Source organism: Microbacterium sp. STN6 (assembly GCF_026410545.1).
Lineage (GTDB): Bacteria > Actinomycetota > Actinomycetes > Actinomycetales > Microbacteriaceae > Root112D2.
The window spans coordinates 269,663-293,751 of the sequence record NZ_JAPMIT010000004.1 but is presented as its reverse complement, the minus strand read 5'-3'; the positions used below and the strand labels follow the sequence as shown (position 1 = coordinate 293,751).

The window sequence follows — 24,089 nt, the reverse complement described above, 5'->3', positions numbered from 1 at the left end:
ATGGTCGCACGCACCGACAAGGTGACCGATCCCGGCATCGCGGCGGACCTGCTGCTCGCCCGGCGCGGCAGCGCCTACTTCTCCCGCAAGCTCAACGAGCTGCACGATGACGAGTACGACGGGCCGTCGCTGCTGCCGGGGTGGAGCCGACGGCACGTCATCGCGCATGTCGGCTACAACGCCCGGGCGCTCACCCGGCTCACCGAATGGGCGGCGACGGGCGTCGAGACGCCCATGTACGCATCCCCTGCCCAGCGCAACGAGGAGATCGAGTTCGGCGCGACGCTCAACGTTCTCGCGCTGCGCAACCTCTCGGACCACGCCATCGTGCACCTCAACGTCGAGTGGCGCGATCTGCCGGCCGAGGCGTGGAGCAACCAGGTGCGAACCGCCCAGGGGCGCGTCGTGCCGGTGTCGGAGACGGCATGGATGCGCGCCCGCGAGGTCTGGCTGCACGCGGTCGACCTCGACAACGGCGGGCGCTTCGAGCACTTCCCGCCAGAGTTCGTCGACCGGCTTCTCGCCGACATCACCGGCAATTGGTCGAGACGCCAGAGCGCGGAAGGCGTCCCGTCCCTGCGACTGCAGCCCAGCGACCGCGACGCGGCCCTGACGGTCGGCGATCAGGACGCCGACCCGGTGTCATTGACGGGCACGGCCGCGCAGCTCGCGCGCTGGGCATCAGGGCGCGGCACGACCGGGGTTGTGACCGTGGGCGGCGGTCCCACGCCAGCGGCACCGCGCTGGTTGTGACCGGGCGAGATCGCCGCGCCATGCGACAATCGTCGCCTATGGGCTCCCTCGACCTCACCACCTTCACCGGCTTCCTCATCCGCCGCGCGCAGCAGGCGCACATGGCAGCGTGGCAGCGCGAGGTCTCCTCCGACGTCACGAGCGTGCAATTCGGCGTGCTCAACCTGCTGCACGACTCCCCCGGCTCCAGCCAGAAGGATCTCTGCACCGCCCTCGACGTCGATCGCTCGACCATCGCTGACATCGTGGCACGCCTGCAGTCGCGGGCGCTCATCGAGCGCGTGCGCGACACGCAGGACAGGCGCCGCAACATCCTGCACCTCACCGAGCGCGGCGAGCGCGAGTGGCTCGAGCTGATCCCGCGCGTGTACCGGGTTGACCAGGTGCTGACCGACACCCTGGAAGACAGCGATCGCGCCGAGCTCCAGCGCCTGCTGACGCTCATGCTGCAGGCGCCCAAGGTACGCAAGGTCATGCGCGAGAGCCCGCATCCGCTCTGACCTCGCCTCGCGTCAGTGCGCCTGCACGCCGCCGATCGCCACGCGGCAGTACCGCAGAGCGCGCCGAAACGCCGCGATCTCGCTGTCATCAAGCCCCGCGACCATGCGCCGTTCGATGTCGGCGACCGGCTCACGCAGGCGATCGAGCACCCTGGCCCCGTCGTCGGTGAGCGAGAGCAGGTACTGCCGTTTGCTGGCCGGGTCGCGCAGCCGCTCGATCAGGCCGCGCTCGTCGAGCGCGTTGACCATCTGTGCCGTGGTCTGGGCGCGCACGAAAGAGTTGCGCGCGAGTTCCGCCGACGTCAGGCCCGGGTGCCGCTCGAGCACCGTGAGCGCCGTGTACTGCAGCGACGTGAGGCTCTCCGCCGAGACGACCTCGTCAAGCTGTGAGCGCACGGCCAGCTCGAGCTGCTTGGTCAGGTACAGCAGCGTGACGCCGCCCGCGGACCTCTCGCCCACATCGCCTCCGAACCCCGGCGCATCCGCCGCACCTGTCTCAGTCATTATCCCTGCACGGATGCCCAGGGCTCGACCGCCACGTCGGTCGGTGCGGCCGCATCCGCACGCCGGTCACGCCGCCGGCGCATCGCCTGCGCGATCGTCGGCACGATGCCCTTCGGAATGAAGAGCAGCGCGAGGATCAGCACGAGGGCGTACGCGCCGTACTGCAGCACGGGCCCGGTCGTCGCCGGAAGGCCGGGCTGGTTGCTGACGGCGTTGAGCACCTGCACGAGCAGCGAGACGAGCACCGCGCCGATGACGCCGCCCCAGAGCGAGCCCAGGCCGCCGATGACCGCCATGATGATGTATGCGATGGAGGTGGCGACGGGGAACGACTCGCTCGAGACGTAGGGCGTGAAGAACGCCATGATGCCACCGGCGAGGCCCGCGAACGCCGCGGACAGGGCGAAGACCGCGAGTTTGGTGCGCAGAACAGGAACACCGGATGACGCTGCCGCCGACTCGCTGCCGGCCAGCGCCCGCACGCCCCGCCCGAAGCGGCTGCGAATGACGTTACGGGAGATGAGGAGCGCAAGCGCGAGCACCGCCAGCGACAGGTACACGTAGGGAAGCTGCCCGCTGATCACCGCGTCGCCGACCCCGAGCGGGGGAACGCCGAAGATGCCGAGGCCGCCGCCGAAGAACGGCACCGTCGCGATCACCGCCTGCACGATGAGCAGCAGCGCGAGGGTGCCGAACGCGAGGTAGTGCCCGCGGAGGCGCAGCAGCGGCAGCCCGACGATGTAGGCGAACACCGCGGCGAGGATCGGTGCGCAGATGAGGGCCAGAAGTGGTGGAAGGCCGAGCCGCACCGTCATCACCGCGACGGTCAGGGCGCCGACGGCCACGAAGGCGCCGTGGCCGAGCGACGCCTGGCCGGCGTAGCCCATGAACAGGGAGAGCCCGGTGACGATCACGGCCGCGAGGATCATCTGAATATAGAAGGAGAGGTCGGGCAGGAACAGCGGCACGACGAGGGCGATGACCGCCGCCACGCACACCACGAGTGCCGGAATGCGTCGAGTCATTTCGCCTCCTCCGCCGACAGGCTCTTGTATCGCACGATCATGATCGCGAGCATCATGAGCAATGCCACCTCTGTTTGATAGGAGCCGCTCAGATAGCCGGCGACGAGCTGCCCGACCACACCGAGCACGATGCCGCCGAGAAGCGTGCGCCACACGCTCACCAGCCCGCCGAAGACCGCGGCGGCGAACCCTCCGAGCGCGAGCGGCAGGTCAGAGGCGAACGAGACGGCGTTGGTGGGGGCGATGAGCACACCGGCGAGGCCGCCGAGCACACCGGCGATGCCGAACGACAGGAATCCCATCCAGCGCACATTGATGCCGACGAGACGGGCCGCTCTCGGGTTCGAGGCCGCGGCCGTCAAGCCCTTGCCGACGTACGAGCGGTCGAAGAACAGGCTCAGCACGACGAACGCGATGACGGTCACGACAACGACCAGAAGACGCTGTGTCTCGATCCTCGCCCCCAGCACATCGGTCGCGCCGCCGATACCGGGCGGCGAGATCGGATTCTGCCCCCAGAACAGAATGAAGAATGCGGCTGAGAGGGTAGAGAGCCCGAGCGTGATCAGCAGGGAGATCAGCGGCGGAGTGCCTCGCTTTCCGGTCGCGATGAAGCCGAAGATCAGGCCGATGACGCCCGCAGACAGCACCGCGACGATCTCAGCAATGCCGTGGGGCAGGGCACCCTTCAACAGGGTGGAGGCGATCAATCCACCGAAGACGGCCAGCGTGCCCTGAGTGAAGTTGACCACGCGGGTCACTCGATGCACGACGACGAACCCGCTGCCGATGAGCGCGAACGCGCAGCCGATCGCCACGCCGGAGACGAGGTACGTGATGAAGTCGTTCACGAGGCATCCTCTCGTCGTGGGGTGCCGCCGACTTCGCCGCCGAGGTATGCGTCGCGCAACGCCGGGTCCAGAGCCAGCTCGGCGGATTCGCCGGAAGCAACGATGCGCCCGGCCTCGAGCACGTACGCCCGCTCGCACAGCCGGAACGCGAGCGCGATTTCCTGCTCGATCAGCAGGATCGTCGTGCCGTGCTCCCGATTGAGCTTCTGCAGGTGATCGGCCAGGCCCGCCACCACGAGCGGGGCCAGGCCGAGGGAGAGCTCGTCGATCAGCAGCAGTTCCGGCTTGGCCATGAGCGCGCGGCCCACGGCGACCATCTGCTGCTGGCCGCCGGAGAGCGTTCCCGCCTTCTGGCGGCGCAGTCGCTGCAGGTCGGGAAGCATCTCGTAGATCGGTGCGGGGTCGCGATCCTTCGACTTCCAGGCTCCGAGGCGCAGGTTGTCCTCGACAGACATGTCGGCGAACATCTGTCGCCCCTCCGGCACCTGAGCGCTGCGCGCGTCGAGGCGGATGCTGCCGGATGCGACGGGCACGACGCCGCTGATGGCATTCACCAGCGAGGACTTGCCAGCGCCGTTCGGGCCCACGAGAGCGACCATCTCACCGCGCTCCACCGACAGACTGACGCCATCGACCGCGACGGCCGAGCCGTAACGAATCACCACGTCATTCAGCGTCAGCATGCGCAGCCTCCCCACCGAGGTAGGCGTCAATGACGCGTTGATTGCGCCGGATCTCGGCCGGGGTACCCTCCGCGATCACCTCGCCCAGATCGAGAACGGTGATCTTGTCGGCAAGGCGCATGACCATGGAAACATCGTGCTCGATCAGCATGATGGTCATCCCCTCCCTGTGCAGTTCTGTGATGAGCTCGGAGAGGTCCTCGCGTTCTGCGGCTCGCAGCCCCGAGGCCGGCTCGTCAAGCAGCAGGAGCCTGGGCTCCCCCATGAGTGCTCGCGCGACCTGCAGGCGGCGCTGCTGCCCCAGGGGCAGGGCCTCGGCATCCCGCTCGGCCCACGCCGCAAGCCCGACGCGGCCGAGAGCCGCGAACGCCCGCTGACGGATCCCCCGCTCCTCGTTCCGTTGCGACGGCAGGCGAAGGGCCGCCGCCACCGCCCCGGCGCGAGTGGCCGCGTTCGCGCCCACCATCACGTTCTCGAGCACACTCATCTCGGGAAACAGCCGTGCGCCCTGGAACACGATGGCAATGCCGAGTCTCGCCCGGCGGTGCACGGGGAGACGATCCACCCGCGCACCGCCGAACTCGATGCTTCCTGCGTTCGCCCGCAGGTGCCCGCCGATGAGGTTAAACAGTGTCGACTTGCCGGCACCGTTCGGCCCGATCACCCCGCGCAGCTCCCCCTCGGGAACCGTGACACTCACATCCTTGGTGGCATAGACGCCGCCGAAGGCGCGTGAGAGAGAGGTAACAGTGAGCACCGTGCGTCCTTTCGAATGTCCCGCTGTCGTGCGAGGCCGCGCCTACTTCGGCAGCGACGTGGCGAAACGGTCCTTCGTGAAGTCAGACGCCGTGAACTGGCCGTCCTTCACAATGACCACCGCGAGAGCATCCGTGGTCAGCCCCGTGTGGTTCGACGGGCTGTACCTGAAGTGCCCGTTCACGGTGAGCACGTCGATGTTCTCCAGCGCGTCGCGAATGGCCTCGCGGTCACTGGAGCCGGCCTTCTTGATCGCTGCCACCGCGAGCTGAATGCCTGCGGCACCGTCGAACGCGAACTGCGGCGGGTACACGCCGTCGTTGTTCGCCTTGTACGTGTCGGCGAAGTCATCGATCATCGTCTTGAACGGTCCGGCCGGCATCGCCGCGCCCGCCACTCCGGCAGCGCTCGCGATGGCGACGCCCTCAGCGGCGGCTCCCGCCGGCTGTGTGTACAGGGTTGTCGCCTCGGAGCCCGTCATGAAGAGCTTGATGCCGCCAGCCGCGGCGACGGCCTTCGTGATGATCACGGGCGCTGGTCCCGAACCCCAGATCAGCAGGCCATCGGCGTGCGAGTCCTTCACGTGCGTGATCAGCGGCGTGAAGTCGGTGGCGCTCGAGTCGTATGGCTCGTCCATCACGACGTCGATTCCGGCCTTCTTCGCGGCCGCCTTCGTGGCGTCGTTTCCGGTGGTTCCGTACACGTCCTTACCGTCGAAGCCGATCGCGAGCGTCTTGAGCCCCGTCGACTTCAGGTAGTCCACCATCTCCTGCGCGTACAGCTCAGGGGTGGCGGGAACCGTGAAGGCGTACTTGTTGCTCCCGTTGGCGAAGGCGCTCACCGGCCCGAGCGCGAGGATCGGCATCTTCGCGCTCTCCGCGCTGGATCCGACGGCGACGGAGGCGCTCACATTCGACGAGCTGAGCACGATGGAGACGTCCTTGTCGGCCGCCATCTGGTTGAACAGCGTCACGGACTGCGTCACGTCGGTCTTGTCGTCCTGAACCGTCAGTTCGATCTTGCGGCCGTCGACGCCACCCTTGTCATTTATGGTCTTCACCATCTGTTCCGCGGCCGTCTTGTCGCCGGCGCCGAGCGCCGCGTAGCGCCCGGTCAGCGGGATGACCATGCCGATCTTGATCGGCCCGGTCTCCGCCTTCGGGCTGTCTGACGTGGTGCCGCCTTGCCCTGACGAGCAACCGGTGAGTGCGAGTGCGGCCGCGACCGCGGCGGCGAGGAGGACCTTGTGCTTCATTGCAGACTCCCTGTGTTTCGGCGCTGAAAGTGGGTGGTGTGATGCAGATCACCTGATATTCAGGAAACCTGTTGGTTGATTATGGGTCGTTTCCACATTTTCGTCAACCATTGACAGTTGCAACTGACAGGGAACCTGATAATCTTCAAGAGCGCGGCACCGTCGGTACCGCCGTCAGTGACGACACGGGAGATGCGATGCGGTTCACGAATGCCTTCGTTCCCATGGGCTTTGCCTGGGCAACACCGTTCGCAAAATGGCAGGGACCGCTCGCCAATCTGAACAGCCTCGACATGGCGGAAGACGTGACCCGGCGTGCACTCGAGGAGCGCGGCCTTCCGGCGAGCGAGATCACCGAGTGGGCGCTCGGCTGCACGGTCCCGCAGCCGACGGGCTTCTTCGGGGTTACCGTCATCTCGCGCCGGCTTGGAGCGGGCGACTACGCCGGGCCGTGGATCTCGAGGGCGTGCGCCACCTCCGCTGCCGTGATCGAGCACCTGGCGGCCCAGGTCGAGCTCGGTGCCCACGACACGGCCATCGGGGTTCTCACCGACCGCACGAGCAACGGCCCGCTCATGGTCTTCGCGAGCCAGACCACCCCCGGTGCCGCGCCGGTGACCGAGCACTGGGTCAACGACCCCATGAAGCTCGACCCGACAACGGGCCAGGGCATGAATGCCACCGCCGAGAACACGGCGGCCGACGCCGGCTTCTCTCGCGCGCAGGTCGACGATCTCACCCTGCTGCGCTATGAGCAGTACACGGCGGGCCTCGCGGGCGATCGAGAATTCCAGAAGCGTTATATGGTTCCGGTGCGCATCCCGGGCCGCAAGGGCGACACCTGGCTCGAGCAGGACTACGGCATCTTCCCCACCACCGCTGAAGGCCTCGCCGCTCTGAAGCCGGTGCAGGAGGGCGGCGTCGTCACCTTCGGCTCCCAGACCCACCCAGCGGATGGCGCCGCCGGCATCGTGGTCGCCTCCCGCGACCGCGCGCGCGAGATCGGCCAGGGTGGCGCCAGCGTGCAGATTCTTGCCACCGGCTTCAGTCGGGCGCAGCCCGCGTACATGCCCAAGGCGCCGGTGGGCGCGGCGCGGCGAGCGCTGTCGGATGCCGGCATGGAGATCTCCGACGTCGACCTCGTCACGAGCCACAATCCCTTCGCCGTCAACGATCTCTGGTTCTCGAAAGAGACCGGGTTCCCCCTCGAGAAGATGAACACCTACGGATCTTCTCTCATCTTCGGGCACCCGCAGGGCCCGACCGGCGCGCGCTCCGTGGCCGAACTCATCCACGCACTGCACCAGCGCGGCGGCGGCGTCGGGTTGTTCACCGGATGCGCCGCGGGCGACGCGGCCGGAGCCGTGCTCATCAGGGTCGGCGACTAGGCCGACTCGATTCTCGCCAGACACATCCCCAGAATGAAAGAGGAAGCATCCGTGAGTACTGAGACCGCCGTCGCGAAGACGCAGACGACCATCGCCGGCCTGAAAGACCTGGTGGGCACCACCATCGGCCCCTCGAGCTGGCGCACCGTGACGCAGGAGCAGGTGAACCAGTTCGCCGACCTCACCGGCGACCACAACCCGGTGCACATCGATCCCGCTTTCGCAGCGAACACGCCCTTCGGCGGCACCATCGTGCACGGCTACTTCACCCTCGCGCTCGTCGTGCCCCTCATGGACGAGTACATCGAGGTCACCGACCTCGGCACCGGCATCAACTACGGGCTCGACAAGCTGCGCTTCCCCGCCCCCGTGCTCGTCGGCGCACGCATCCGCGTCTCGTCGGTCGTCGCAAGCGTCACCGATGTCGCCGGCGGCGTGCAGGTCGTCTACGAGAACACCTTCGAGGCGGAGGGCCAGGCCAAGCCGGTCGCCGTCTCGGTCATGATTGTGAGGTACTACGCATGAGCATTCGACTCGACGGCAAGGTCGCCATCGTCACGGGCAGCGGGCAGGGCCTGGGGCTCGCGTATGCCAAGGCGCTGGCTGCGGCAGGAGCATCCGTCGTCGTCAACGACGTGAACCCCGAGACGGCCGCCACTGCGGTCTCCGCGATCACGGATGCCGGTGGCAGGGCCGTTTCGGTCGTCGCCCCCGTCGGCCCCACCGAGACCGCCGAGCGGCTCGTCGCGACCGCGATCGACGAGTTCGGCCGCCTCGACATTCTCGTGACCAACGCGGGCGTGCTGCGCGACACCGTCTTGTGGAAGATGAGCGACGACGACTTCGACCTCGTCATCCAGACCCACCTGCGCGGCACGTTCACCACCGCCCGCGCCGCCGCAATCCGCATGCGTGAGCAGGGCGAGGGCGGCCGCATCATCGTCATCGGCTCCCCGGCCGGCGAGCACGGCAACTTCGGTCAGACCAACTACTCGGCGGCAAAGGCCGGCATCGTGGCGATGGCGCGTACCTGGTCGCTCGAGCTCGCACGAGCGAACATCACGGTCAACGCCGTGGTGCCGACCGCGCTCACCGCCATGACCGCGACCATCCCGATCTACAAGGAGGTCTTCGCGGACTTCGAGGCAGGCAAGCCCCTGCCGAAGGTGGTGCGTCAGGAGCACGCGCTCGGCAGCCCCGACGACGTCGCTCCGGCCCTCGTGTGGCTGGCCTCGGACGACTCGGCCGACGTCACCGGTCAGGCCATCGGGATCGGCGGAGACAAGCTCTCGCTTTACTCGCACCCCGACGAGATCGTTCTGCAGTACCAGGAGGGCGGCTGGAGCCCGGAGGCCATCTCGAGCGCGTGGCCTGACGGCTTCGCGGGTCACCTGCAGTCCTCCGGCATCGTGCTGCCGCCGCTCGAATGACCGACACCGCGCTGCCGACGCCGGGCAACCGGCGCGTGAGCGTGCCGCTACGGGTGCAGTGGGTCGACACGGATGCCGGCGGCCGCATCCACTTCACGGCGGCGTTTCGCTGGGCCGAGCTGGCCGAGCACGAGCTGCTGCGCGCGGTGGGTGCAACGGATCTCACCCAGTTCCCACGCCGACACGTCGAGGCCACGTTCCACCGCCCGCTGCGCTTCGACGACCAGTTCGAGCTGCAGATCGAGGCCACGCGCGTCGGCTCGTCGTCAGTCACTTATGCCTGGCGGGCCATGCGCGACGACGCCGTCTACTTCGAGGGCACGACCGCGGCCGTGCACGTGGATGCCGAGGGCACGCCGACGCCCATACCCGACTCCGTGCGAGACGCCCTCACCGCGCCCCTCGCCGACTAGCTCACGAAAGGCACCGTCATGCGACTCGCCACCAGCCAGGACTCCCGCCTGCTCGTCATCGAGCAGGAGAACGCCATCGACGTCACCGCAGCCCTCGGGCTCGAGAACACCGGGAGCGGCGGCCCGCTGCTCGCCCTCCTCGAATCAGGCGCGCAGCACCGGCTGACCCAGCTCGACCTTTCCGAGCTTCCACTGCTCCCGTTGGCGGATGTACAGCTCGCCGCTCCCCTGCCCCGACCGGGCAAGATCGTCGGCGCCCCCGTCAACTACCTCGACCACAAGATCGAGATGAGCGAGCAGAAGACCATCGCCGAATACGGGGTGTTCCTCAAGGCGAACTCCTCCGTGATCGGCCCTGGCGACGACATCCGCCTGCCGTACAGTGACATGCGCACCGACCAGGAGGGCGAGCTGGGCATCGTGATCGGGCGCACCGCCCGTAACGTCAGTGCAGCGGATGCCCTCGACTACGTCTTCGGGTACTCGCCCATCCTCGACATCACCGTTCGTTCCACTGAGGACCGCTCGACCCGCAAGTCGTTCGACACCTTCTCACCGATGGGGCCGTGGATCACCACGGCCGACACGGCGGGCAACGCCGACGCGCTCGACCTCACCTGCTGGGTCGGCGGGGAGGAGCGGCAGCGCACAAACACGCGTGAGCTGATCTTCAGCATCGCCGACCTCGTCGCGTACACGAGCCATGTGATGACGCTGCACCCCGGCGATGTGATCGCCAGCGGCACGCCGGCCGGCGTCGGCCCCATCGTTGCGGGCCACCGCGTGGTCGTCGAGATCGAGGGTCTCGGGCGGCTCGACGTGGGGGTGAGCGACGAGGGCGCCATCCGCTATGCCGATCGCCCCGGCGCGACGCGTAACGCGTAACGCGTAACGCGCAACACTCGTACGCCGAGGCAGCCTCGCCCACGCTCGCGCTCGGGTGGGGTGACTCAGTATCGGTAGACCGTCTCAGCCGTCGGCACCCCACGCGGCCCGTACGGCGCCTTCTCGAGCCACGCGGAGGCCTCGGTGTCTTCCGGGGCGCGCTCGGCGGCGGCGGCAATGCGCGTGGCCGTGGCGTCGTCCGGGCGCAGGTGAGTGAGGGCCTCGGCCGCGGCGCCGCGGTTGAACAGCGCGGCGGCACGGCGAGCACGGCTGAACGACTCGACGGCGCTGGCGGCGAGCGCCGGGTTGGTTGCGCAGAGGGCGGTGTTGACGGCCAGGGCGGCGCTCTCGGCGTCCGGTACTCCGGAGTTGAGGCCGCGGGCGCCGAACGGGGCGAAGAGGTGCGCAGCCTCCCCCACGAGAAGCACTCGGCGAGCAGGGTCGGCGAAATCGTGCGCCACGAGCTGCATGAACTGGTACGTGGAGACCCACGTGATGCGCTCGGCGTACGCGGGCGGCATCACCTTCGCGAGCCAGGCCTTCACGCTCTGCTCGCCGCTGAACTGCTCAGGGTCGTCTTCGGGCAGGCACTGCAGGTCGACGCGCCACCCGCCCGCGAACGGCACGATCAGAATGTTCCGGCCGCCGACGGCCGGGTGCTCGTAGTGGAAGATCCGTTCCGTGGTGAGCGCCGGCTTCTCGAGCTCGGCCACATCGACCACGACGTACCAGCCGTCGTCTTTGTCGCCCTCCATGCGCGCGCCGATCTGCTTGCGCACGACCGAGCGCGCGCCATCCGCCCCGATCACATACTCGGCGTGCCAGGTGGTGCCGCCGTGCGTCGTGATCGTGACCCCGGCATCGCCCGACTCGACGCCTGTCACCTCCTGCGACCACTCGAACTGCACGCCTGAAGCGATGGCCCTCTCGAGCAGGTACTTCTCAATGTGCACCTGCGGCAGGCTCGTGAAATGCGGCCGCGTGCCCGGTGCGGGATCGGGGTAGGTCTTCGCGTAGACCTCTTTGCCGCGATGGAAGGTGCGCTGCGTGTTCCAGTAGTCGCCGTGCTCGCTGAGCTCGTCGGCGAGACCGGGGCTGAGCCGGTCGAGCACATCGAGCGTGTTGGTGTGCGTGAAGATGGCGCGGCTGCCGGGGCGGCCCCGGCCCTCGGCGCCTGCCTCGAGCACCGTCACGTCTCGGCCCAGCGCGCGCATCGCGAGCGCGGCGGTCAGGCCGACGGGTCCGGCGCCGACGATCAGGGTTTCGCGGTGTTCAGTTGGCATGATTCTCCTGCGGTGCTGTCACGACGAGGGCGTCGAGAACGGTGGGGCCGGCGCTCGTGAGGCGCACGGGGTTGAGGTCGATCTCCTGAATGTCGTCGTGGCGCGCCATCACGTCGCCCACGGCGACCAGCACCCGGGCGAGCGCGTCGCGATCCACGGCCACACCGCCGCGGTGGCCGGCACGGATGCTCTGCGGCAGCCGGTCGATCGCGTCCAGCGCCTGTTCACGGCCGAAGGGCGCGACCGTCAAAATCGGCTCGCCGCCCAACTCCACGTCCACCCCACCGACGCCCAGCAGCACGACCGGGCCGAACGCGGCATCGCGCGTCGCACCGACGATCAGCTCGACACCACGCTCGGCCTGCGCCTCGATGAGGTAGCGGCGAGCGCCGGGTGCGCCCGGAATGCGGTCGATCGTTTCGAGCGCCTGCGCGAGCTCGGCCGCGGTACGCACGCCGACGTGCACGCCGCCGACATCCGACTTGTGGGTGATGGCGGCGTCGAGCACCTTCACGACCACCGGGCCACCGAGTTCGGCGAGCGCCCGCTCTGCGGCGGTGTGGTCGGCGGCAACGCGACGGGCCGGCAGCGTGAGGCCCTCCGCCTCGAACAACTGCTTGCTCTCGTTCTCGTCGAGAACATGACCGAGCGGGCGACCATGCTGCCACACGTCGTGCTCGGCGACCGCGTATCGCAGCCGCAGCCGCGCCCTCGCGTCGTCGACAACCGCGGCCGCACCGCGCGCGAGCGCATCCGGTGAATCGAAGAGAGGTATGCCCATGGCGCTCAGCGCCGCTCGGCGCCCGTCGAGCGCGGCGATCGTGCCGCCCGAGGCGAACAGGGCCGGAACGGCGGCGCCGGCGAGCGCACCGGCCGGGTCGAGCGCTCCCGGCTCGTCGAGGGCGTAGACCGCGAGCAGGTCGATCGCGGGATCGCCGGCGACCGCGGTGACGATGGCGGGGAAGGTCTGCCCCGGGCGGCCCGTGTCGACCGGGTTCTTCTGGTACGTGAGCGGCGGCAGCAGGTGAGAGACGGCGGTGAGCGTCGCGGCCGCGAGGGTCGGTACGGCGACGTGCCGCGAGGCGAGCGAGTCCGCGATGATGAGGCCGGGGCCCGCCTGGCCGGTGATCACGCCGACGCCGGGGGCCTCGACGGCAGGCAGCCGCACCTGGCTGAGCGCGGTCAGCGCGTCGACAAGCTCCGTTGGCGTCTCGACGACCACGGCGCCACTCTGCGCGAGCGCCTGCCGCGCAACCTGGTACGAGCCGGTGAGGGCGCCCGTGTGCGACTTGGCGAAGTCGCCCACGTCGTTCCTGCCCACCTTGAGCACGACGATCGGCTTGAGTTCGGCGACGCGGCGCACGGCCGCCATGAGGGCCCGGCCGTCGCTGACGCCTTCGATATGCAGCCCGACCGCCGTGGTCGCGTCGTCGGCGGCGAAGTGGTCGAGAACGTCGACGAAGCCGACGTCGACGGCGTTTCCGAGGCCCGCGGCGATCCGCAGCCCCACGTTCGCGCGGGCAAGCATGAACGAGAGCGCCAGGTTGACGCCGCCGCTCTGCGCCACAATCGACACGCCGCCGGCCGCCAGCTCCGTGACCGACGGCATGAAGTTGGCGCAGACCGCGTCGGCCGCGTTGATGAAGCCCGAGGTATTCGGGCCGAGAACACGGATGCCGGTGGTGCGGGCGATCTCGGCGACCCTGTTCTGCAGCGCCTCGCCTTCCGCACCGCTTTCGGCGAAACCGCCCGAGCAGATGACGGCGCCGCGCACGCCCGCGGCCGCGCACTGCTCGAGAGCGGCGGGAACCGCAGCAGGCGGCACGACGAGCACGGCGAGGTCGGGCGCCTCCTCGACGTCGCCGACGCTGGCGTACGCCGTGTGGCCGAGGACCTCACCAGCCCGCGGGTTGATCGGATACAGCGGCCCGGCGAAGGTCGACAGCGACTGCATCATCGCGTATCCGGCCTTCTCGGGCGACGCACTCGCGCCGATCACGGCGACGCTCTTCGGCGCGAAGAGCGGGTCGAGAGTACGAGTCATGGGGATGCTGCTCCTGCCGCCGTCGGTTAGATGACACTATCATCAACGCTCGGCACGGCAAGTGTCAACTATTGAATTCCGGAGACCGTGTGCGCACTCACGTGCTCGGCGAATTCGGGCGCGTGGCACGAGACGATCTCACGCACGCGGGCCGCGGCGGGCTCGCCGAGACCGTCGTACACGCTACGGAAGAGCGCCCGCGCATCCGCTCTGGGCCACTCGCGCGGCAGGAGCTCGTCAGGCAGCTCGGGGTCGGCGTTCGGCATCCAGCGCCACTCGTCCATGACCCGGGTGCGCGCCTGAAGCGCCTCGGACCCGGAAACGTCGCCGGCGGCGAGCCGGGAGCGGATCGGCCGCATCCGCTCGATGAACGCCAGATACTGCTCGCGCACGCCCGAGAGGTCCCAGGCGTCGATCGGTCGCCCGTACTCGGTGCCGGAGGCCAGTTCGGGCCCGACGAGAACCGTGGCCGCACCGACGCTCAGCTCCTCGAGCACCGACGTGGCCTCGCCGGCCCGCGAGCGCGGCGACACCCAGACGCCGTCATACAGCGGCGCGAAGCCGAGCCAGCGCAGCCGCACGCGCAGCTGATGGCGGCGGGTGCGCTGCTGCTCGGGAACGGAGAACGCGACACAGGTCCACTGGCCATCCCAGGGCTGCGGGTCGGCGCCGAACGACACGATGCGCTCGAGGCCCGTCGTCAGCACGTGCCTGGCATGCTCGGTGAGCCGATAGAAGGTGCGCCGGCCCTCCTTGTTCGACGAGAGCAGGCCTCGCTTCGAGAGCCGGCTCAGGGCGGCGCGCGCGCCGGTCTGCGTGATGCCGAACTCGGAGAGCAGATCCACGAGCGCGCCCGAGGGAACGATCGCGCCATCAGACATCCAGTAGTCGCCGAGCAGCGTCAGCAGAAGATGCTGGGGGTGCTGGGAGTCGGCAGAGCCCGAATCGGCGACGACGGCCTGCGCCGTCGAATCCGGAACCACGCGTGCGGAAGCCACGAGTGGAGCCTATCGCCGGGCATCTGCTGATTTCGGATGCCGGGGGCCGCCCCTCACGCCTCGCTCGCGCCGAACACCAGGGAGCGCAGGATCTGCCGCAGTGCCTCGCGCTGCGCTTCGGAGAGCGGACCAAGCGAGATCTCCTCGGCCTCGCGGGTGAGCGCGGCCGCCTTCTCGCACAGCTCTTCGCCACGCGACGTGCCGCGGATCACCTTCGTGCGCCGGTCTTTCTTGTCGACCACGCGGCGAACAAGGCCGCGCGATTCGAGCTCATCCACGAGCGCGACCACCTGGCTCGGGTCGAGGTCGAGGAAGTCGGCGAGCATGCGCTGCGACGGTGAAATGCTGCTGCACGCCAGCGACAGCACCGCGTAGTGACGCACCTTCAGACCGAGTGGCGCCAGCATCTGGTTGGCCCGCCGCGTGCCGTTGGCCGCCGCCTTGACGGCGAGGAACTCGATCTCGTGCGCGAGGTCGCAGTCCACGATGTCCTGCGCATCCCCCTGAACCACGGTCGACGACTGCGCCATCCGCTCGCCCCCACTCGTAATGATTGAAATCGACAACAGTTGAATTATATTAGCTATTGCGATAGTTGTCGGCGATCTTGGTTCGGCGCGTGCAGTGAAGGAGCTGTTCATGAAGAGTGACGCGTACGGCGAGCGCCTCTATGACGCAGACCTCTACGACTTCGCACGCGTGCTGCCCGGCACCGAGCGGGATGCGCTGCGGCGATTGCGCGCGGTTCTCGACCAGCGGGTCGCCCCACTGCTCGCCTCCTCATGGGAGCGTGGGGAGTTTCCCCGCGAAATCATCGAGCCGCTCGTCTCGCTCGACCTCATGGACCCGAACCGCGACTCAGGGCGGGTCAGCCCGCTGTATGCGGGGTTTCGCAACTTCGAGCTGGCTCGAACGGATGCCTCCATCGCCACCTTCTACAACGCTCAGTCCGGTCTGTTCCGCACCGCGGTCGCGCTGGGTGGGTCGCCCGGGCAGGCGCAGGAGTGGGACCCGCTGATCCGGCGCTGGGAGCTGACGGCAGCCTTCGCGCTGACCGAACCGAACCACGGATCCGATATCGCCCGCGGCCTCAGCACCACGTGCCGACGGGCGGGCGACACCTGGACGATCGACGGCCGCAAACGCTGGATCGGCGCGGCCGACACCGCCGCGAACCTGCTCGTGTTCGCCAGGGATGCGGCCGACGGCGAGGTGAAGGCCTTTCTCGTGCCGCGTGACGCTGACGGCGTCTCGCTCACCCGGATCGAGGGCAAGACATCGCTGCGCATCATGCAGAACTTCGACATCGAGCTGACCGCCGTGACGGTGGACGACCACTGGCGCCTGGGCGGCATCTCGTCGTTCGCCGACGTCTCCGCGTGCCTGAGAGCCATGCGCTCGGACGTGGCGTGGATCGCCACCGGGGCCGCGTGCGGGGCGTTCGAGGCGGCGCGACGCTACGTGCTCGACAGAGAGCAGTTCTCCTCGAGCCTGGCCGGTTTCCAGCTGGTGCAGGAGAAGCTCGCGCTCATGGCCGCCGACGTGACGGCGAGCCTCGCCCTCGTCACAAAGCTCTCGCAGCAACAGGCAGAGGGGATCTGGCGCGACGAGAACTCCGCCCTCGCGAAGATGTTCACCGCGAGAGCGCTTCGCACGACCGCCGCACTCGCCCGCGAACTGTGCGGCGGCAACGGGATCACCCTGGAGACCGACGTGGCCCGCTTCCATGCCGACGCCGAGGCGATCTATTCGTACGAGGGAACGCAGGACATCAACGCGCTCATCCTCGGGCGGGCGCTGACCGGGTACAGCGCATTCACCCGCACCCCGCTGCGGGGCGCGGCCGCAGCATCCGCTGCGTCGTAAGACGAGAGAACAGTGTGACCATCGTGGAGAGGGATTCGATGAGGAATCAGGGTCTGGGCATCTGGATCGAGGGGCGCAGGGTCAAGTCGGCCGGGCTGCCCGCGCTCATCCACCGCGAGCGCGTCGTCACGTACGACCAGCTGGCGAGCCGCGTGGCACGGCTCGCCGACGCGCTCGTCGCCCGCGGCGTCGGCTTCGGGGATCGCGTGGCCTACCTCGGCAACAACCATCCAGCGTTCGTCGAGACCCTCTTCGCGTGCGGGCTCGTCGGCGCCGTCTTCGTGCCGCTCAACACCCGGCTGGCGGCGCGGGAGATCGCGTACATGCTGACCGACTCGGGCGCGCGCGTGCTTGTGAACGCGCGCAGCCTGGAGGATGTCGCGGCGGCCGCCGCCGCTGACGTACCAATCGAGCTCCGCATCATCGTCGACGACACCGACACCGGCGTGACGGGAACCGACGGCGCCAGCGGCAGCGTCGACTACGAACCCCTGCTGCGCAGCGGCGCCGCCAGGCTGCCGGACGCCCCGGTGACCCACGACGATGCCGCCATCATCATCTACACCTCCGGCACGACGGGCCAGCCGAAGGGCGCGGTGCTCACGCACGGCAACGTCATCTGGAACAGCCTCAACGTGCTCGTCGACTACGACATCACCAGCACCGAGCGATCCCTGATGATCGCTCCCCTCTTCCACGTCGCATCCCTGGGCATGGGCTGCCTGCCGACCCTGTTGAAGGGCGGCACGGTCATTCTGGAGGAGAAGTTCGAGCCCGGCCGCGCGCTCGCGCTCATCGAGAAGCATGGGGCGACCGCCGTCAGCGGAGTGCCGACCACGTTCCAGATGCTGAGCGAGCACCCCGACTGGGCGTCCACCGACATCTCGAGCCTGCGCAACCTCACGTGCGGCGGGTCAGCGGTGCCGATGCGTGTGCTCGAGGCGTTCGAGAAGCGCGGCCTGTCGTTCTCGGGCGGCTACGGCATGACCGAGACGGCTCCCGGGCTGACCTCCCTGCAGCCGCGTTACTCGCGCCTGAAAGCCGGCTCCTCGGGGCTCCCGCACTTCTTCTCCGCCATGCGCGTTGTGAACGAATCCGGGGCAGACGCGGCGCCGCACGAGCCGGGCGAGATCCTGGCCCAGGGGCCGAATGTGATGCGCGAGTACTGGAACCGGCCCGAGGCGACGGCCTCCGCGTACACCGACGACGGCTGGTTCCGCACCGGCGACGTGGGCTACGTCGACGACGACGGATTCCTGTACATCTCCGACCGCATCAAAGACATGATCATCTCCGGCGGCGAGAACATCTACTCGGCCGAGGTCGAGGCCGCCATCATGCAGCTCACCGAGGTCACGGGCGCCGCCGTCGTCGGCATCCCGGACGAGCGCTGGGGCGAGGTGCCGCACGCCATCCTGACGCTGGCGGCCGGAGCCGAGCTCGACGCCGAACGGTTCCGGCACCACATGGTCGAGCATCTCGCGAGGTACAAGGTGCCCAAGTCGTACCAGATCGTCGATGAGCTGCCTCGCACCTCGAGCGGCAAGATCCAGAAGCAGGTGCTGCGCGCGACGCTCCCGGCAACCGCGATCGTGGTCGTGCCGAACGGCGTTCAGAGCGCGCCCACCGCCTGACTCCGCCTGATTCGCGGGCGGTCACGGGCGGATGCGCGACTCCGGCGCCGTCGTCAGCCTCGGTCTGCGAGCATGACCTGACGCGGCATGGGCACGGCGGCCCGCACCCGCGCGCCACCGGCCGGCCCGTTCGCCAGCGTCAGCTCCCCGCCGAGAGCGCGGATGCGGTCTGCGAGCAGCCCGAGGCCGTTCAGCGTCGGCTCACCGTCTGGCAGACCGGGGCCGTCATCGTCGATCGTGAGCTCGACCACGCCCGGCTTCGGCCGCGCGAAGGCGACCTCGAGTGCCGAGGCGTGCCCGTGCCGCAACGCGTTGGAGATCGCCTCCTCGAGCACGCGAAGCAGCAGCAGCCGGCGGCCGACGCGGTCGGCGTCCGCCTCGCCGACGCCGTGCAGGGAGCGCAGCTCCTCGGCCACCGTGAACTTCACGGCGATCTCCGGCGGCACCCGGCGCAACATGATGCGCGCCGCCTGCACCGCCCCCACCTGCACACCGGCCGGGTAGAGCATCTGGCTGAGCTCGCGCACATCGACCTCGCGCATGCGGTCGAGTTCGTCGGCGAGCTGCCTCAGCTCGCGCACCGCGTCTGCCGCGGGGTCGTGCACGCCGTGTGCGGCATCGCCCTCGGCACCCGGATGCACCTCAACCAGCGTTCCCGCCAGGTCGCCGACCCTCGCCGCGAGCAGCACGAGCCGGTTCTGCAGCGTGCCGTGCAGCCCTTCGGCCAGCTGCCGGCGCACCCGCAGCTCTTCGGACTGCAGAGCCGAAAGCGCCGCCGCCGCCCGCAGCCGCTGGTTCATGTTCGCCAGCTCCTGGTAGCGCAGCCGTCTGGCGGAGGTCACGAAGATGAGGCCAAGAGTGAGGCTCAGCGCGATCACGACGACGCCGGCACCGAAGTCGATCGACAGCAGTCGCAGCGTGTCGTTGCTGTAGAAGCCGAACAGCAGCTGCGCCGCGGCCCGCACGGCCGCGCCGCCGATGGCGATGACGGCGAACGCGGCGACGAGGCCGGCTCCGCGTCTCCGCTCTGGGGCGAACAGGGCGGCCAGCAGGAGCGCCGCGACCACGCACGCCGCGTTCGCGACGAGGCGGGGCACGAGGGTGTTTGCGCCGGCATCCGCTTGGTAGTCAAAGTCTTCGCTCATGCGGTAGATCGTTGCGGTCTGCACCGCGGCGCCCATCGCGTAGAGGCTCATCACGGCACCCGAGGTGAGCAACAGTATGAAGCGCTCGCGACGAAGCGAGAGAGCGGATGCCGCTGGTGGCTCCGTGCGGTCGCTCATCGCGCCGTTCCTCGAGCCGTGTCTTCGATGAGCCGCAGCACAGCGGCGACGCGGGAGTTGTGCGCCGGCGGCAGGTCGAGCGCCGCGTAGATGGCGCCGAGATGGTTCTCGACCGAGCGGGCGGAGAGGCCGAGCTGCTCGGCGACGCCCTGGTTCGAGAGGCCACGGGCGACCAGTGTGAGCACCTCGTATTGGCGGGCGCTGAGCGAGGCGAGCGCCGAGCCGGCGCGCACGGTCGCGGCCTCGACAAGGGTCGGGTCGAGCACGACCTCGCCGCGGGCCGTCGCACGGATGGCCTGCAGCAGCGTCTCAACGGAGGTGGCTGACGACTTCGAGAGGTAGCTCCAGCCGCGGCGCACGTCTTCCGGCAGGTCGAGCAGCAGCTCCATGACGTCCTGGCTCGAGAGCAGCACGATGCCGATGTGCGGGTCGGCACGGCGAAGGGCGACGCCGAGGCCGACCCCGTTGCCGTCGGGCAGCTCGACGTCGAGCAGCGCGACATCCGCTCCTCCTGGCTTGATGCGCCGGCGCGCCTCCGCGGCGCCGGCCGCTTCGGCGACGACGCGCATGCCGGACTGCGTGTTCAGGAGACCGGCGAGCATCTGCCGGTAGAGCGGCTGGTCTTCGACGACGGCCAGTCGCAGTTCGTGGGTCATGGATCTCTCCCCGTGAGCGGGAAAACCCCTACCGACAAGTCGGTGGTGTTTGTCACTATTGTTGCGCGCCCCGTAGGCGGGCGTGGTTCCTGCCCCGGCGGAAGGCGAGAGGGCTGACCCGAACAGCGCGCTCACCCGTGAGACGCCAGAGCAGGAACCACGCGTTGAAAGCGTACGTCATGCGCGCCCTCTCGAGGTGTCGCGCCGCGCTTCCGCGGCGGTTCGACGAACCGGTTCAGGCTCTGACGGCACGGCCGCGGTCGAGGGCTCGCGTCGCGAGAACGATCAGCAGGCCGATGCTCGCGCCGAGCGCGGTTTCGATCACGCGATCGAGCAGCAATTGCGGCACAGGCACGGGCGTTGCCAGATGCGAGACGCTGATGGCCAGCGGCGTGATGAAGAGGAGCGCCGCCCCATAGTGCCGGCCCACCAGGATCTCTGCGCCGAATTGCGCCAGGGCGATCACGATGACCACCACGAGAGGCGGCGGGCCCGGCAGCAGCACGAGCGCGGTCACCACGACGCCGAGCGCCGTGCCGACGATGCGGTGAACCGAGCGCGCGATGGAATGCGCCGCCCGCGGCGGTGGCAGAACCGCGACCACGCTGACCACCGCCCAGTACGAGTGACCGGCCCCGATCAGGGTGGCAAGCCAGCCTGCGACGATCACGCCGACGAGGTTCTGCGCGATTGAGAGCCAGAGCCGCCCGTCGCGCCAGGCGGCCGGCCGGTAGCGCGAGCGGCGCGGCAGCGTCTTGAACAGGGTGGGTCGGCGCACCCCGGCGGTGCGGCGCAGCATCCACCCCGACATGACGAGCAGCCAGGCGAACGTCGCCGAAGCGATGGCGAGCAGGATGCGCCACCCCAGCTCCGCGGTCGGCGTCGGCTGCAGCGAGCACACCGTGAATGCGAAGACGAAGAAGATGGGAGTGGGCGGGAACAGGCCGAACGTGGCGGCCGCGAGCATGCCGAGCGTGATCACCACGAGCAACGACACGGCGACGACGAGGATCGGCGCGTGCACGGCGGCCATCGACGCCCCGAACGCGATGCTCACGACGAGCCCGATGCCGGCGCAGGTGACGGTGCGCAGGCGCGTGCGGTATGGCTCGCTGCGGCCGTAGAGCGCGGTCATGCCGCCGAACGAGGCGTAGGCGGCGAGGTCGATGCGCCCCAGAACCAGCAGCACGACGAGCGGCAGGCCGGCGGCGACCGCGGCGCGCGTCGCGACCTCGACGTCAAGCGCCCGCAGCAGCGGCCTCATGCGGCTGCGTGCGGGAGACTCACGCGGCTCACGAGACTCACCAGGCTCACAAAATCTTCTCGATCGGAGCTATCTTGATGAGCAGTTTCTTCGACCCGGCCGTCTCGAACTGCACGTGCGCGACGCGCTTGTTGCCCTCGCCCGTCACCTGGTTGACGCGCCCCTCACCGAAGTCGGTGTGGCGGATGCGGTCACCGGCCGTCAACTCGAGGGCGCTGTTGTCGCGCACCACCCCGGTGACACGGTTCGGCCACTCCGCCTTGGGCCGGCCCGGGGCAAGCGCCGGCGCGTCACCGCTCGACCGGCGGCCCTCGGAGCCGCCGCCGCGCCCGTAACCCGACCCGCCGCCGGCACCGCGCCGCGCGTTCAGGGCCCGCGGCTGCGTGCCGCCCCGGCTCGTGGCCATGCCGGGCGACTGCTTCCAGTCGATGAGATCGGCTGGGATCTCCTGCAGGTACCGGCTCGGCATCGCGACGGCCGTCTCGCCGTACTGCGCCCGTGTCATGGCGAGCGAGATGTACAGCCGCTGGCGTGCCCGGGTGATGCCGACGTAGAACAGCCGTCGCTCCTCGGCGGGCCCGCCGGGCTCGGTCGCCGACATGCGGTGCGGCAGCAGGTCTTCCTCAACGCCGGTGAGGAACACGGCGTCGTATTCGAGGCCCTTCGCGGTGTGCAGTGTCATGAGCGAGACGGTGCCGCTGGCGTCGTCGATCTCATCGGCCGCCGCCACGAGCGTGACCTCGGTGAGGAAGTCGATGAGGGTGCCGTCTGGGTTGTTCTTGGCGAACTCCTTCGTGACCGCGATGAGCTCTTCCACGTTCTCGGCGCGCGCCTCATCCTGCGGGTCACGGCTGGCGCGCAGTGCGTCGATGTACCCGCTCTTCTCGAGCAGAAAGGTGAGCACGTCGGCGGGCGGCTTGGTGCCGCCGGGCGCATCCGGGTCGATCATGGCGGCGGCCTCGTCGAGCAGGGCCGCGAGCTGCAGAATTGCACCGGTGACTTTGGGCCCGAGGCCGAGGGCCGAGGCATCCCTCATGGCCTGTCTGTAGGTGACCTGGTTGTCTTCGGCCCAGTTGTTCAGCTGGGTCTCGGTGGCGGGGCCGATGCCCCGCTTGGGCGTGTTGAGGATGCGGCGCAGCGCCATGGGGTCCTGCGGGTTGGCGACCGCGATCAGATAGCCCATGGCGTCCTTGATCTCGGCCCGCTCGTAGAACTTGGTGCCGCCCATGATGCGGTAGGGCAGCGCCGAGCGGATGAAGATCTCCTCAAGCGCACGGGTCTGCGCGTTGGTGCGGTAGAAGACGGCGATGTCACGGTAGTCGGTGCCGGCGTCGTGCAGTTTCTCGATCTCGTCGGCGACGAACTGCGCCTCGTCGTGGCCCGAGTAGCCGGTGAAGCCGATGATCTTCTCACCGTCGCCGACCGAGGTCCACAGGTTCTTGTCTTTGCGGTCGAAGTTGTGCGAGATGACGGCGTTGGCGGCCGAGAGGATGTTCTGGGTGGACCGGTAGTTCTGTTCGAGAAGCACCACCTTCGCGCCAGGGTAGTCGCGCTCGAACTCGGAGATGTTGCGAATGTCGGCTCCGCGGAACGCGTAGATCGACTGGTCGGAGTCGCCGACGACGGTGAGCGACGCGGGCGGGATGCGGCCCGCGGCATCCTGCATGCTGCGAACGTGCAGCCCCTGCGCCTCCATCTCGTCGGCGAGGTCGGGCTCGACCGGCCGCGTCAGCTCGCGGATGAGCGAGTACTGCGCGTGGTTCGTGTCCTGATACTCGTCGACGAGAATGTGCCGGAACCGCCGCTGGTACAGGGCCGCGATCTTCGGAAACGCACGGAAGAGGTAGACCGTCTCTGCGATGAGATCGTCGAAGTCGAACGCGTTGGCCCGCCGCAGCTCCCTCGTGTACTGCCGGAAGATCTCGAGGAACATGACCTCTTTGGGGTCGTTCAGGTTGGCGTTGCGCGCATACGTCTCGACGTCGCTGAGCTCGTTCTTCAGCTTCGAGATCGTGCCGGCGACCGACGCCACCGTGAAGCCGAGCGTGTCGGCCTCGAGCGACTTGACGATGCGCTTCAGCAGCGCCCGCGAGTCGCCGGAGTCGTAGATGGTGAAGCTCTGCGTCTTGCCGATGTTCTCGGCCTCGCGCCGCAGAATGCGCACGCACGCGGAGTGGAACGTTGAGATCCACATGCCCTGAGCCGACTGGCCGATGAGCTGCTGCACACGCTCGCGCATCGCGCTCGCGGCCTTGTTCGTGAACGTGATGGCGAGGATCTGGCTCGGCCACGCCTCCTGCCCGTAGAGCAGGCTCGCGACGCGATGCGTGAGCACGCGCGTCTTGCCGCTGCCCGCTCCCGCGACGATGAGCAGCGCCTGGCCCCGGTATTCGACGGCCTCGCGCTGTTCGGGGTTCAGCCCCTCAAGCAGAGCATCGGATGCCGTGCCCGGCGCCTGCGGCCCCGCGCCCGGACCGCGGCCCGCCCCCGCCGTTGGAGACACGATGATCGGGGTCGACGACGATCGTTGTTGCGTTGTGGAGCCGGCGGCCGGGAGATCGCTCATATCGGGGTCAATTGTAGGCGGTGCCCCTGACACCGCTGCGGGCGGAGGAGCG

Annotated in this window: 23 protein-coding genes; 9 read left to right on the top strand and 14 right to left on the bottom strand. The window is 69.0% G+C overall.

Annotated features, from left to right (window positions below; translation table 11 throughout):
- Together OSC27_RS13590 and OSC27_RS13585 are read left to right on the top strand one after the other, a co-directional pair.
- Entirely contained in the window at positions 1–753 is a 753-nt protein-coding gene (locus tag OSC27_RS13590) for a maleylpyruvate isomerase family mycothiol-dependent enzyme (RefSeq protein WP_267182005.1), read from the top strand.
- Positions 754–791: 38 nt separating this feature from the next.
- Entirely contained in the window at positions 792–1,253 is a 462-nt protein-coding gene (locus OSC27_RS13585) for a MarR family winged helix-turn-helix transcriptional regulator (RefSeq protein WP_267182004.1), read from the top strand.
- 12 nt (positions 1,254–1,265) lie between these two features.
- On the opposite strand, the gene OSC27_RS13580 is transcribed toward OSC27_RS13585, so the two are convergent.
- The 6 genes from OSC27_RS13580 to OSC27_RS13555 are packed head-to-tail and all read right to left on the bottom strand — an operon-like array spanning position 1,266 to position 6,327.
- The gene (locus OSC27_RS13580; RefSeq protein ID WP_267182003.1) at positions 1,266–1,757 is read right to left on the bottom strand and encodes a MarR family winged helix-turn-helix transcriptional regulator; all 492 of its coding nucleotides are present in this window, start codon (positions 1,755–1,757) and stop codon (positions 1,266–1,268) included.
- A complete protein-coding gene (locus OSC27_RS13575; protein WP_267182002.1) occupies positions 1,757–2,782 on the bottom strand; it encodes a branched-chain amino acid ABC transporter permease in 1,026 nt (341 codons plus the stop codon). The genes OSC27_RS13580 and OSC27_RS13575 overlap by 1 nt, the downstream gene beginning before the upstream one ends.
- Positions 2,779–3,633, bottom strand: a complete 855-nt coding sequence (locus OSC27_RS13570) for a branched-chain amino acid ABC transporter permease (protein ID WP_267182001.1) — start codon at positions 3,631–3,633, stop codon at positions 2,779–2,781. The genes OSC27_RS13575 and OSC27_RS13570 overlap by 4 nt, the downstream gene beginning before the upstream one ends.
- Positions 3,630–4,316 carry an ABC transporter ATP-binding protein gene (locus tag OSC27_RS13565; RefSeq protein ID WP_267182000.1) on the bottom strand — a complete coding sequence of 229 codons (687 nt, stop codon included), beginning with the start codon at positions 4,314–4,316 and terminating at the stop codon, positions 3,630–3,632. The genes OSC27_RS13570 and OSC27_RS13565 overlap by 4 nt, the downstream gene beginning before the upstream one ends.
- Positions 4,300–5,073 (bottom strand): ABC transporter ATP-binding protein, encoded by a 774-nt coding sequence (locus tag OSC27_RS13560; protein WP_267181999.1) that lies wholly within the window; start codon positions 5,071–5,073, stop codon positions 4,300–4,302. The genes OSC27_RS13565 and OSC27_RS13560 overlap by 17 nt, the downstream gene beginning before the upstream one ends.
- A 42-nt stretch (positions 5,074–5,115) precedes the next feature.
- Complete coding sequence (locus OSC27_RS13555) at positions 5,116–6,327, bottom strand: ABC transporter substrate-binding protein (protein WP_267181998.1); 1,212 nt, start codon at positions 6,325–6,327, stop codon at positions 5,116–5,118.
- Between the two features lie 197 nt (positions 6,328–6,524).
- On the opposite strand from OSC27_RS13555, the gene OSC27_RS13550 reads away from it, so the two are divergent.
- From OSC27_RS13550 to OSC27_RS13530, 5 genes are read left to right on the top strand one after another with little or no spacing between them, the layout of a single operon-like run.
- A complete protein-coding gene (locus tag OSC27_RS13550; RefSeq protein ID WP_267181997.1) occupies positions 6,525–7,715 on the top strand; it encodes a thiolase family protein in 1,191 nt (396 codons plus the stop codon).
- A 51-nt stretch (positions 7,716–7,766) separates the two neighbouring features.
- Positions 7,767–8,240 (top strand): MaoC family dehydratase, encoded by a 474-nt coding sequence (locus OSC27_RS13545; RefSeq protein ID WP_267181996.1) that lies wholly within the window; start codon positions 7,767–7,769, stop codon positions 8,238–8,240.
- 2 nt (positions 8,241–8,242) lie between these two features.
- Positions 8,243–9,145 carry an SDR family NAD(P)-dependent oxidoreductase gene (locus OSC27_RS13540; protein WP_323374155.1) on the top strand — a complete coding sequence of 301 codons (903 nt, stop codon included), beginning with the start codon at positions 8,243–8,245 and terminating at the stop codon, positions 9,143–9,145.
- The gene (locus tag OSC27_RS13535; RefSeq protein WP_267181995.1) at positions 9,142–9,558 is read left to right on the top strand and encodes an acyl-CoA thioesterase; all 417 of its coding nucleotides are present in this window, start codon (positions 9,142–9,144) and stop codon (positions 9,556–9,558) included. Before OSC27_RS13540 ends, OSC27_RS13535 begins: the two co-directional genes overlap by 4 nt.
- Positions 9,559–9,576: 18 nt before the next feature.
- Positions 9,577–10,443 (top strand): fumarylacetoacetate hydrolase family protein, encoded by an 867-nt coding sequence (locus OSC27_RS13530; protein ID WP_267181994.1) that lies wholly within the window; start codon positions 9,577–9,579, stop codon positions 10,441–10,443.
- A gap of 65 nt (positions 10,444–10,508) precedes the next feature.
- On the opposite strand, the gene OSC27_RS13525 is transcribed toward OSC27_RS13530, so the two are convergent.
- The 4 genes from OSC27_RS13525 to OSC27_RS13510 all read right to left on the bottom strand — a co-directional run bounded on the left by OSC27_RS13525 (position 10,509) and on the right by OSC27_RS13510 (position 15,334).
- Positions 10,509–11,726 carry an FAD-dependent monooxygenase gene (locus tag OSC27_RS13525; protein ID WP_267181993.1) on the bottom strand — a complete coding sequence of 406 codons (1,218 nt, stop codon included), beginning with the start codon at positions 11,724–11,726 and terminating at the stop codon, positions 10,509–10,511.
- Complete coding sequence (locus tag OSC27_RS13520; RefSeq protein WP_267181992.1) at positions 11,716–13,770, bottom strand: acetate--CoA ligase family protein; 2,055 nt, start codon at positions 13,768–13,770, stop codon at positions 11,716–11,718. The genes OSC27_RS13525 and OSC27_RS13520 overlap by 11 nt, the downstream gene beginning before the upstream one ends.
- Positions 13,771–13,838: 68 nt before the next feature.
- A complete protein-coding gene (locus tag OSC27_RS13515) occupies positions 13,839–14,768 on the bottom strand; it encodes a PaaX family transcriptional regulator C-terminal domain-containing protein (protein WP_267181991.1) in 930 nt (309 codons plus the stop codon).
- A 53-nt stretch (positions 14,769–14,821) separates the two neighbouring features.
- Positions 14,822–15,334 carry a MarR family winged helix-turn-helix transcriptional regulator gene (locus OSC27_RS13510; protein ID WP_267181990.1) on the bottom strand — a complete coding sequence of 171 codons (513 nt, stop codon included), beginning with the start codon at positions 15,332–15,334 and terminating at the stop codon, positions 14,822–14,824.
- 73 nt (positions 15,335–15,407) lie between these two features.
- On the opposite strand from OSC27_RS13510, the gene OSC27_RS13505 reads away from it, so the two are divergent.
- Together OSC27_RS13505 and OSC27_RS13500 are read left to right on the top strand one after the other, a co-directional pair.
- Positions 15,408–16,634 (top strand): acyl-CoA dehydrogenase family protein, encoded by a 1,227-nt coding sequence (locus tag OSC27_RS13505; protein ID WP_267181989.1) that lies wholly within the window; start codon positions 15,408–15,410, stop codon positions 16,632–16,634.
- 38 nt (positions 16,635–16,672) lie between these two features.
- Positions 16,673–18,268, top strand: coding sequence for an acyl-CoA synthetase (locus OSC27_RS13500; RefSeq protein ID WP_267181988.1), 1,596 nt, complete (start codon positions 16,673–16,675; stop codon positions 18,266–18,268).
- A gap of 53 nt (positions 18,269–18,321) precedes the next feature.
- Here the strand turns inward: OSC27_RS13500 and OSC27_RS13495 are convergent, their stop codons facing one another.
- From OSC27_RS13495 to OSC27_RS13480, 4 genes are all read right to left on the bottom strand, one after another.
- Positions 18,322–19,551 (bottom strand): sensor histidine kinase, encoded by a 1,230-nt coding sequence (locus OSC27_RS13495; RefSeq protein ID WP_267181987.1) that lies wholly within the window; start codon positions 19,549–19,551, stop codon positions 18,322–18,324.
- A complete protein-coding gene (locus OSC27_RS13490) occupies positions 19,548–20,207 on the bottom strand; it encodes a response regulator transcription factor (RefSeq protein ID WP_267181986.1) in 660 nt (219 codons plus the stop codon). The genes OSC27_RS13495 and OSC27_RS13490 overlap by 4 nt, the downstream gene beginning before the upstream one ends.
- A 235-nt stretch (positions 20,208–20,442) precedes the next feature.
- A complete protein-coding gene (locus OSC27_RS13485; protein WP_267181985.1) occupies positions 20,443–21,471 on the bottom strand; it encodes an FUSC family protein in 1,029 nt (342 codons plus the stop codon).
- A gap of 46 nt (positions 21,472–21,517) precedes the next feature.
- Positions 21,518–24,037, bottom strand: a complete 2,520-nt coding sequence (locus OSC27_RS13480; RefSeq protein WP_267181984.1) for an ATP-dependent helicase — start codon at positions 24,035–24,037, stop codon at positions 21,518–21,520.
- Positions 24,038–24,089 lie beyond the last annotated feature (52 nt).

Bases quoted from the DNA above. Each gene is read 5' to 3' on its own strand.
- OSC27_RS13535 (WP_267181995.1), top strand. From the start codon at position 9,142: ATGACCGACACCGCGCTGCCGACGCCGGGCAACCGGCGCGTGAGCGTG.
- OSC27_RS13480 (WP_267181984.1), bottom strand. From the start codon at position 24,037: ATGAGCGATCTCCCGGCCGCCGGCTCCACAACGCAACAACGATCGTCG.
- OSC27_RS13530 (WP_267181994.1), top strand. From the start codon at position 9,577: ATGCGACTCGCCACCAGCCAGGACTCCCGCCTGCTCGTCATCGAGCAG.
- OSC27_RS13550 (WP_267181997.1), top strand. From the start codon at position 6,525: ATGCGGTTCACGAATGCCTTCGTTCCCATGGGCTTTGCCTGGGCAACA.
- OSC27_RS13500 (WP_267181988.1), top strand. From the start codon at position 16,673: ATGAGGAATCAGGGTCTGGGCATCTGGATCGAGGGGCGCAGGGTCAAG.
- OSC27_RS13485 (WP_267181985.1), bottom strand. From the start codon at position 21,471: ATGAGGCCGCTGCTGCGGGCGCTTGACGTCGAGGTCGCGACGCGCGCC.
- OSC27_RS13590 (WP_267182005.1), top strand. From the start codon at position 1: ATGGTCGCACGCACCGACAAGGTGACCGATCCCGGCATCGCGGCGGAC.
- OSC27_RS13555 (WP_267181998.1), bottom strand. From the start codon at position 6,327: ATGAAGCACAAGGTCCTCCTCGCCGCCGCGGTCGCGGCCGCACTCGCA.
- OSC27_RS13490 (WP_267181986.1), bottom strand. From the start codon at position 20,207: ATGACCCACGAACTGCGACTGGCCGTCGTCGAAGACCAGCCGCTCTAC.
- OSC27_RS13585 (WP_267182004.1), top strand. From the start codon at position 792: ATGGGCTCCCTCGACCTCACCACCTTCACCGGCTTCCTCATCCGCCGC.
- OSC27_RS13525 (WP_267181993.1), bottom strand. From the start codon at position 11,726: ATGCCAACTGAACACCGCGAAACCCTGATCGTCGGCGCCGGACCCGTC.
- OSC27_RS13495 (WP_267181987.1), bottom strand. From the start codon at position 19,551: ATGAGCGACCGCACGGAGCCACCAGCGGCATCCGCTCTCTCGCTTCGT.
- OSC27_RS13520 (WP_267181992.1), bottom strand. From the start codon at position 13,770: ATGACTCGTACTCTCGACCCGCTCTTCGCGCCGAAGAGCGTCGCCGTG.
- OSC27_RS13575 (WP_267182002.1), bottom strand. From the start codon at position 2,782: ATGACTCGACGCATTCCGGCACTCGTGGTGTGCGTGGCGGCGGTCATC.
- OSC27_RS13580 (WP_267182003.1), bottom strand. From the start codon at position 1,757: ATGACTGAGACAGGTGCGGCGGATGCGCCGGGGTTCGGAGGCGATGTG.
- OSC27_RS13565 (WP_267182000.1), bottom strand. From the start codon at position 4,316: ATGCTGACGCTGAATGACGTGGTGATTCGTTACGGCTCGGCCGTCGCG.
- OSC27_RS13505 (WP_267181989.1), top strand. From the start codon at position 15,408: ATGAAGAGTGACGCGTACGGCGAGCGCCTCTATGACGCAGACCTCTAC.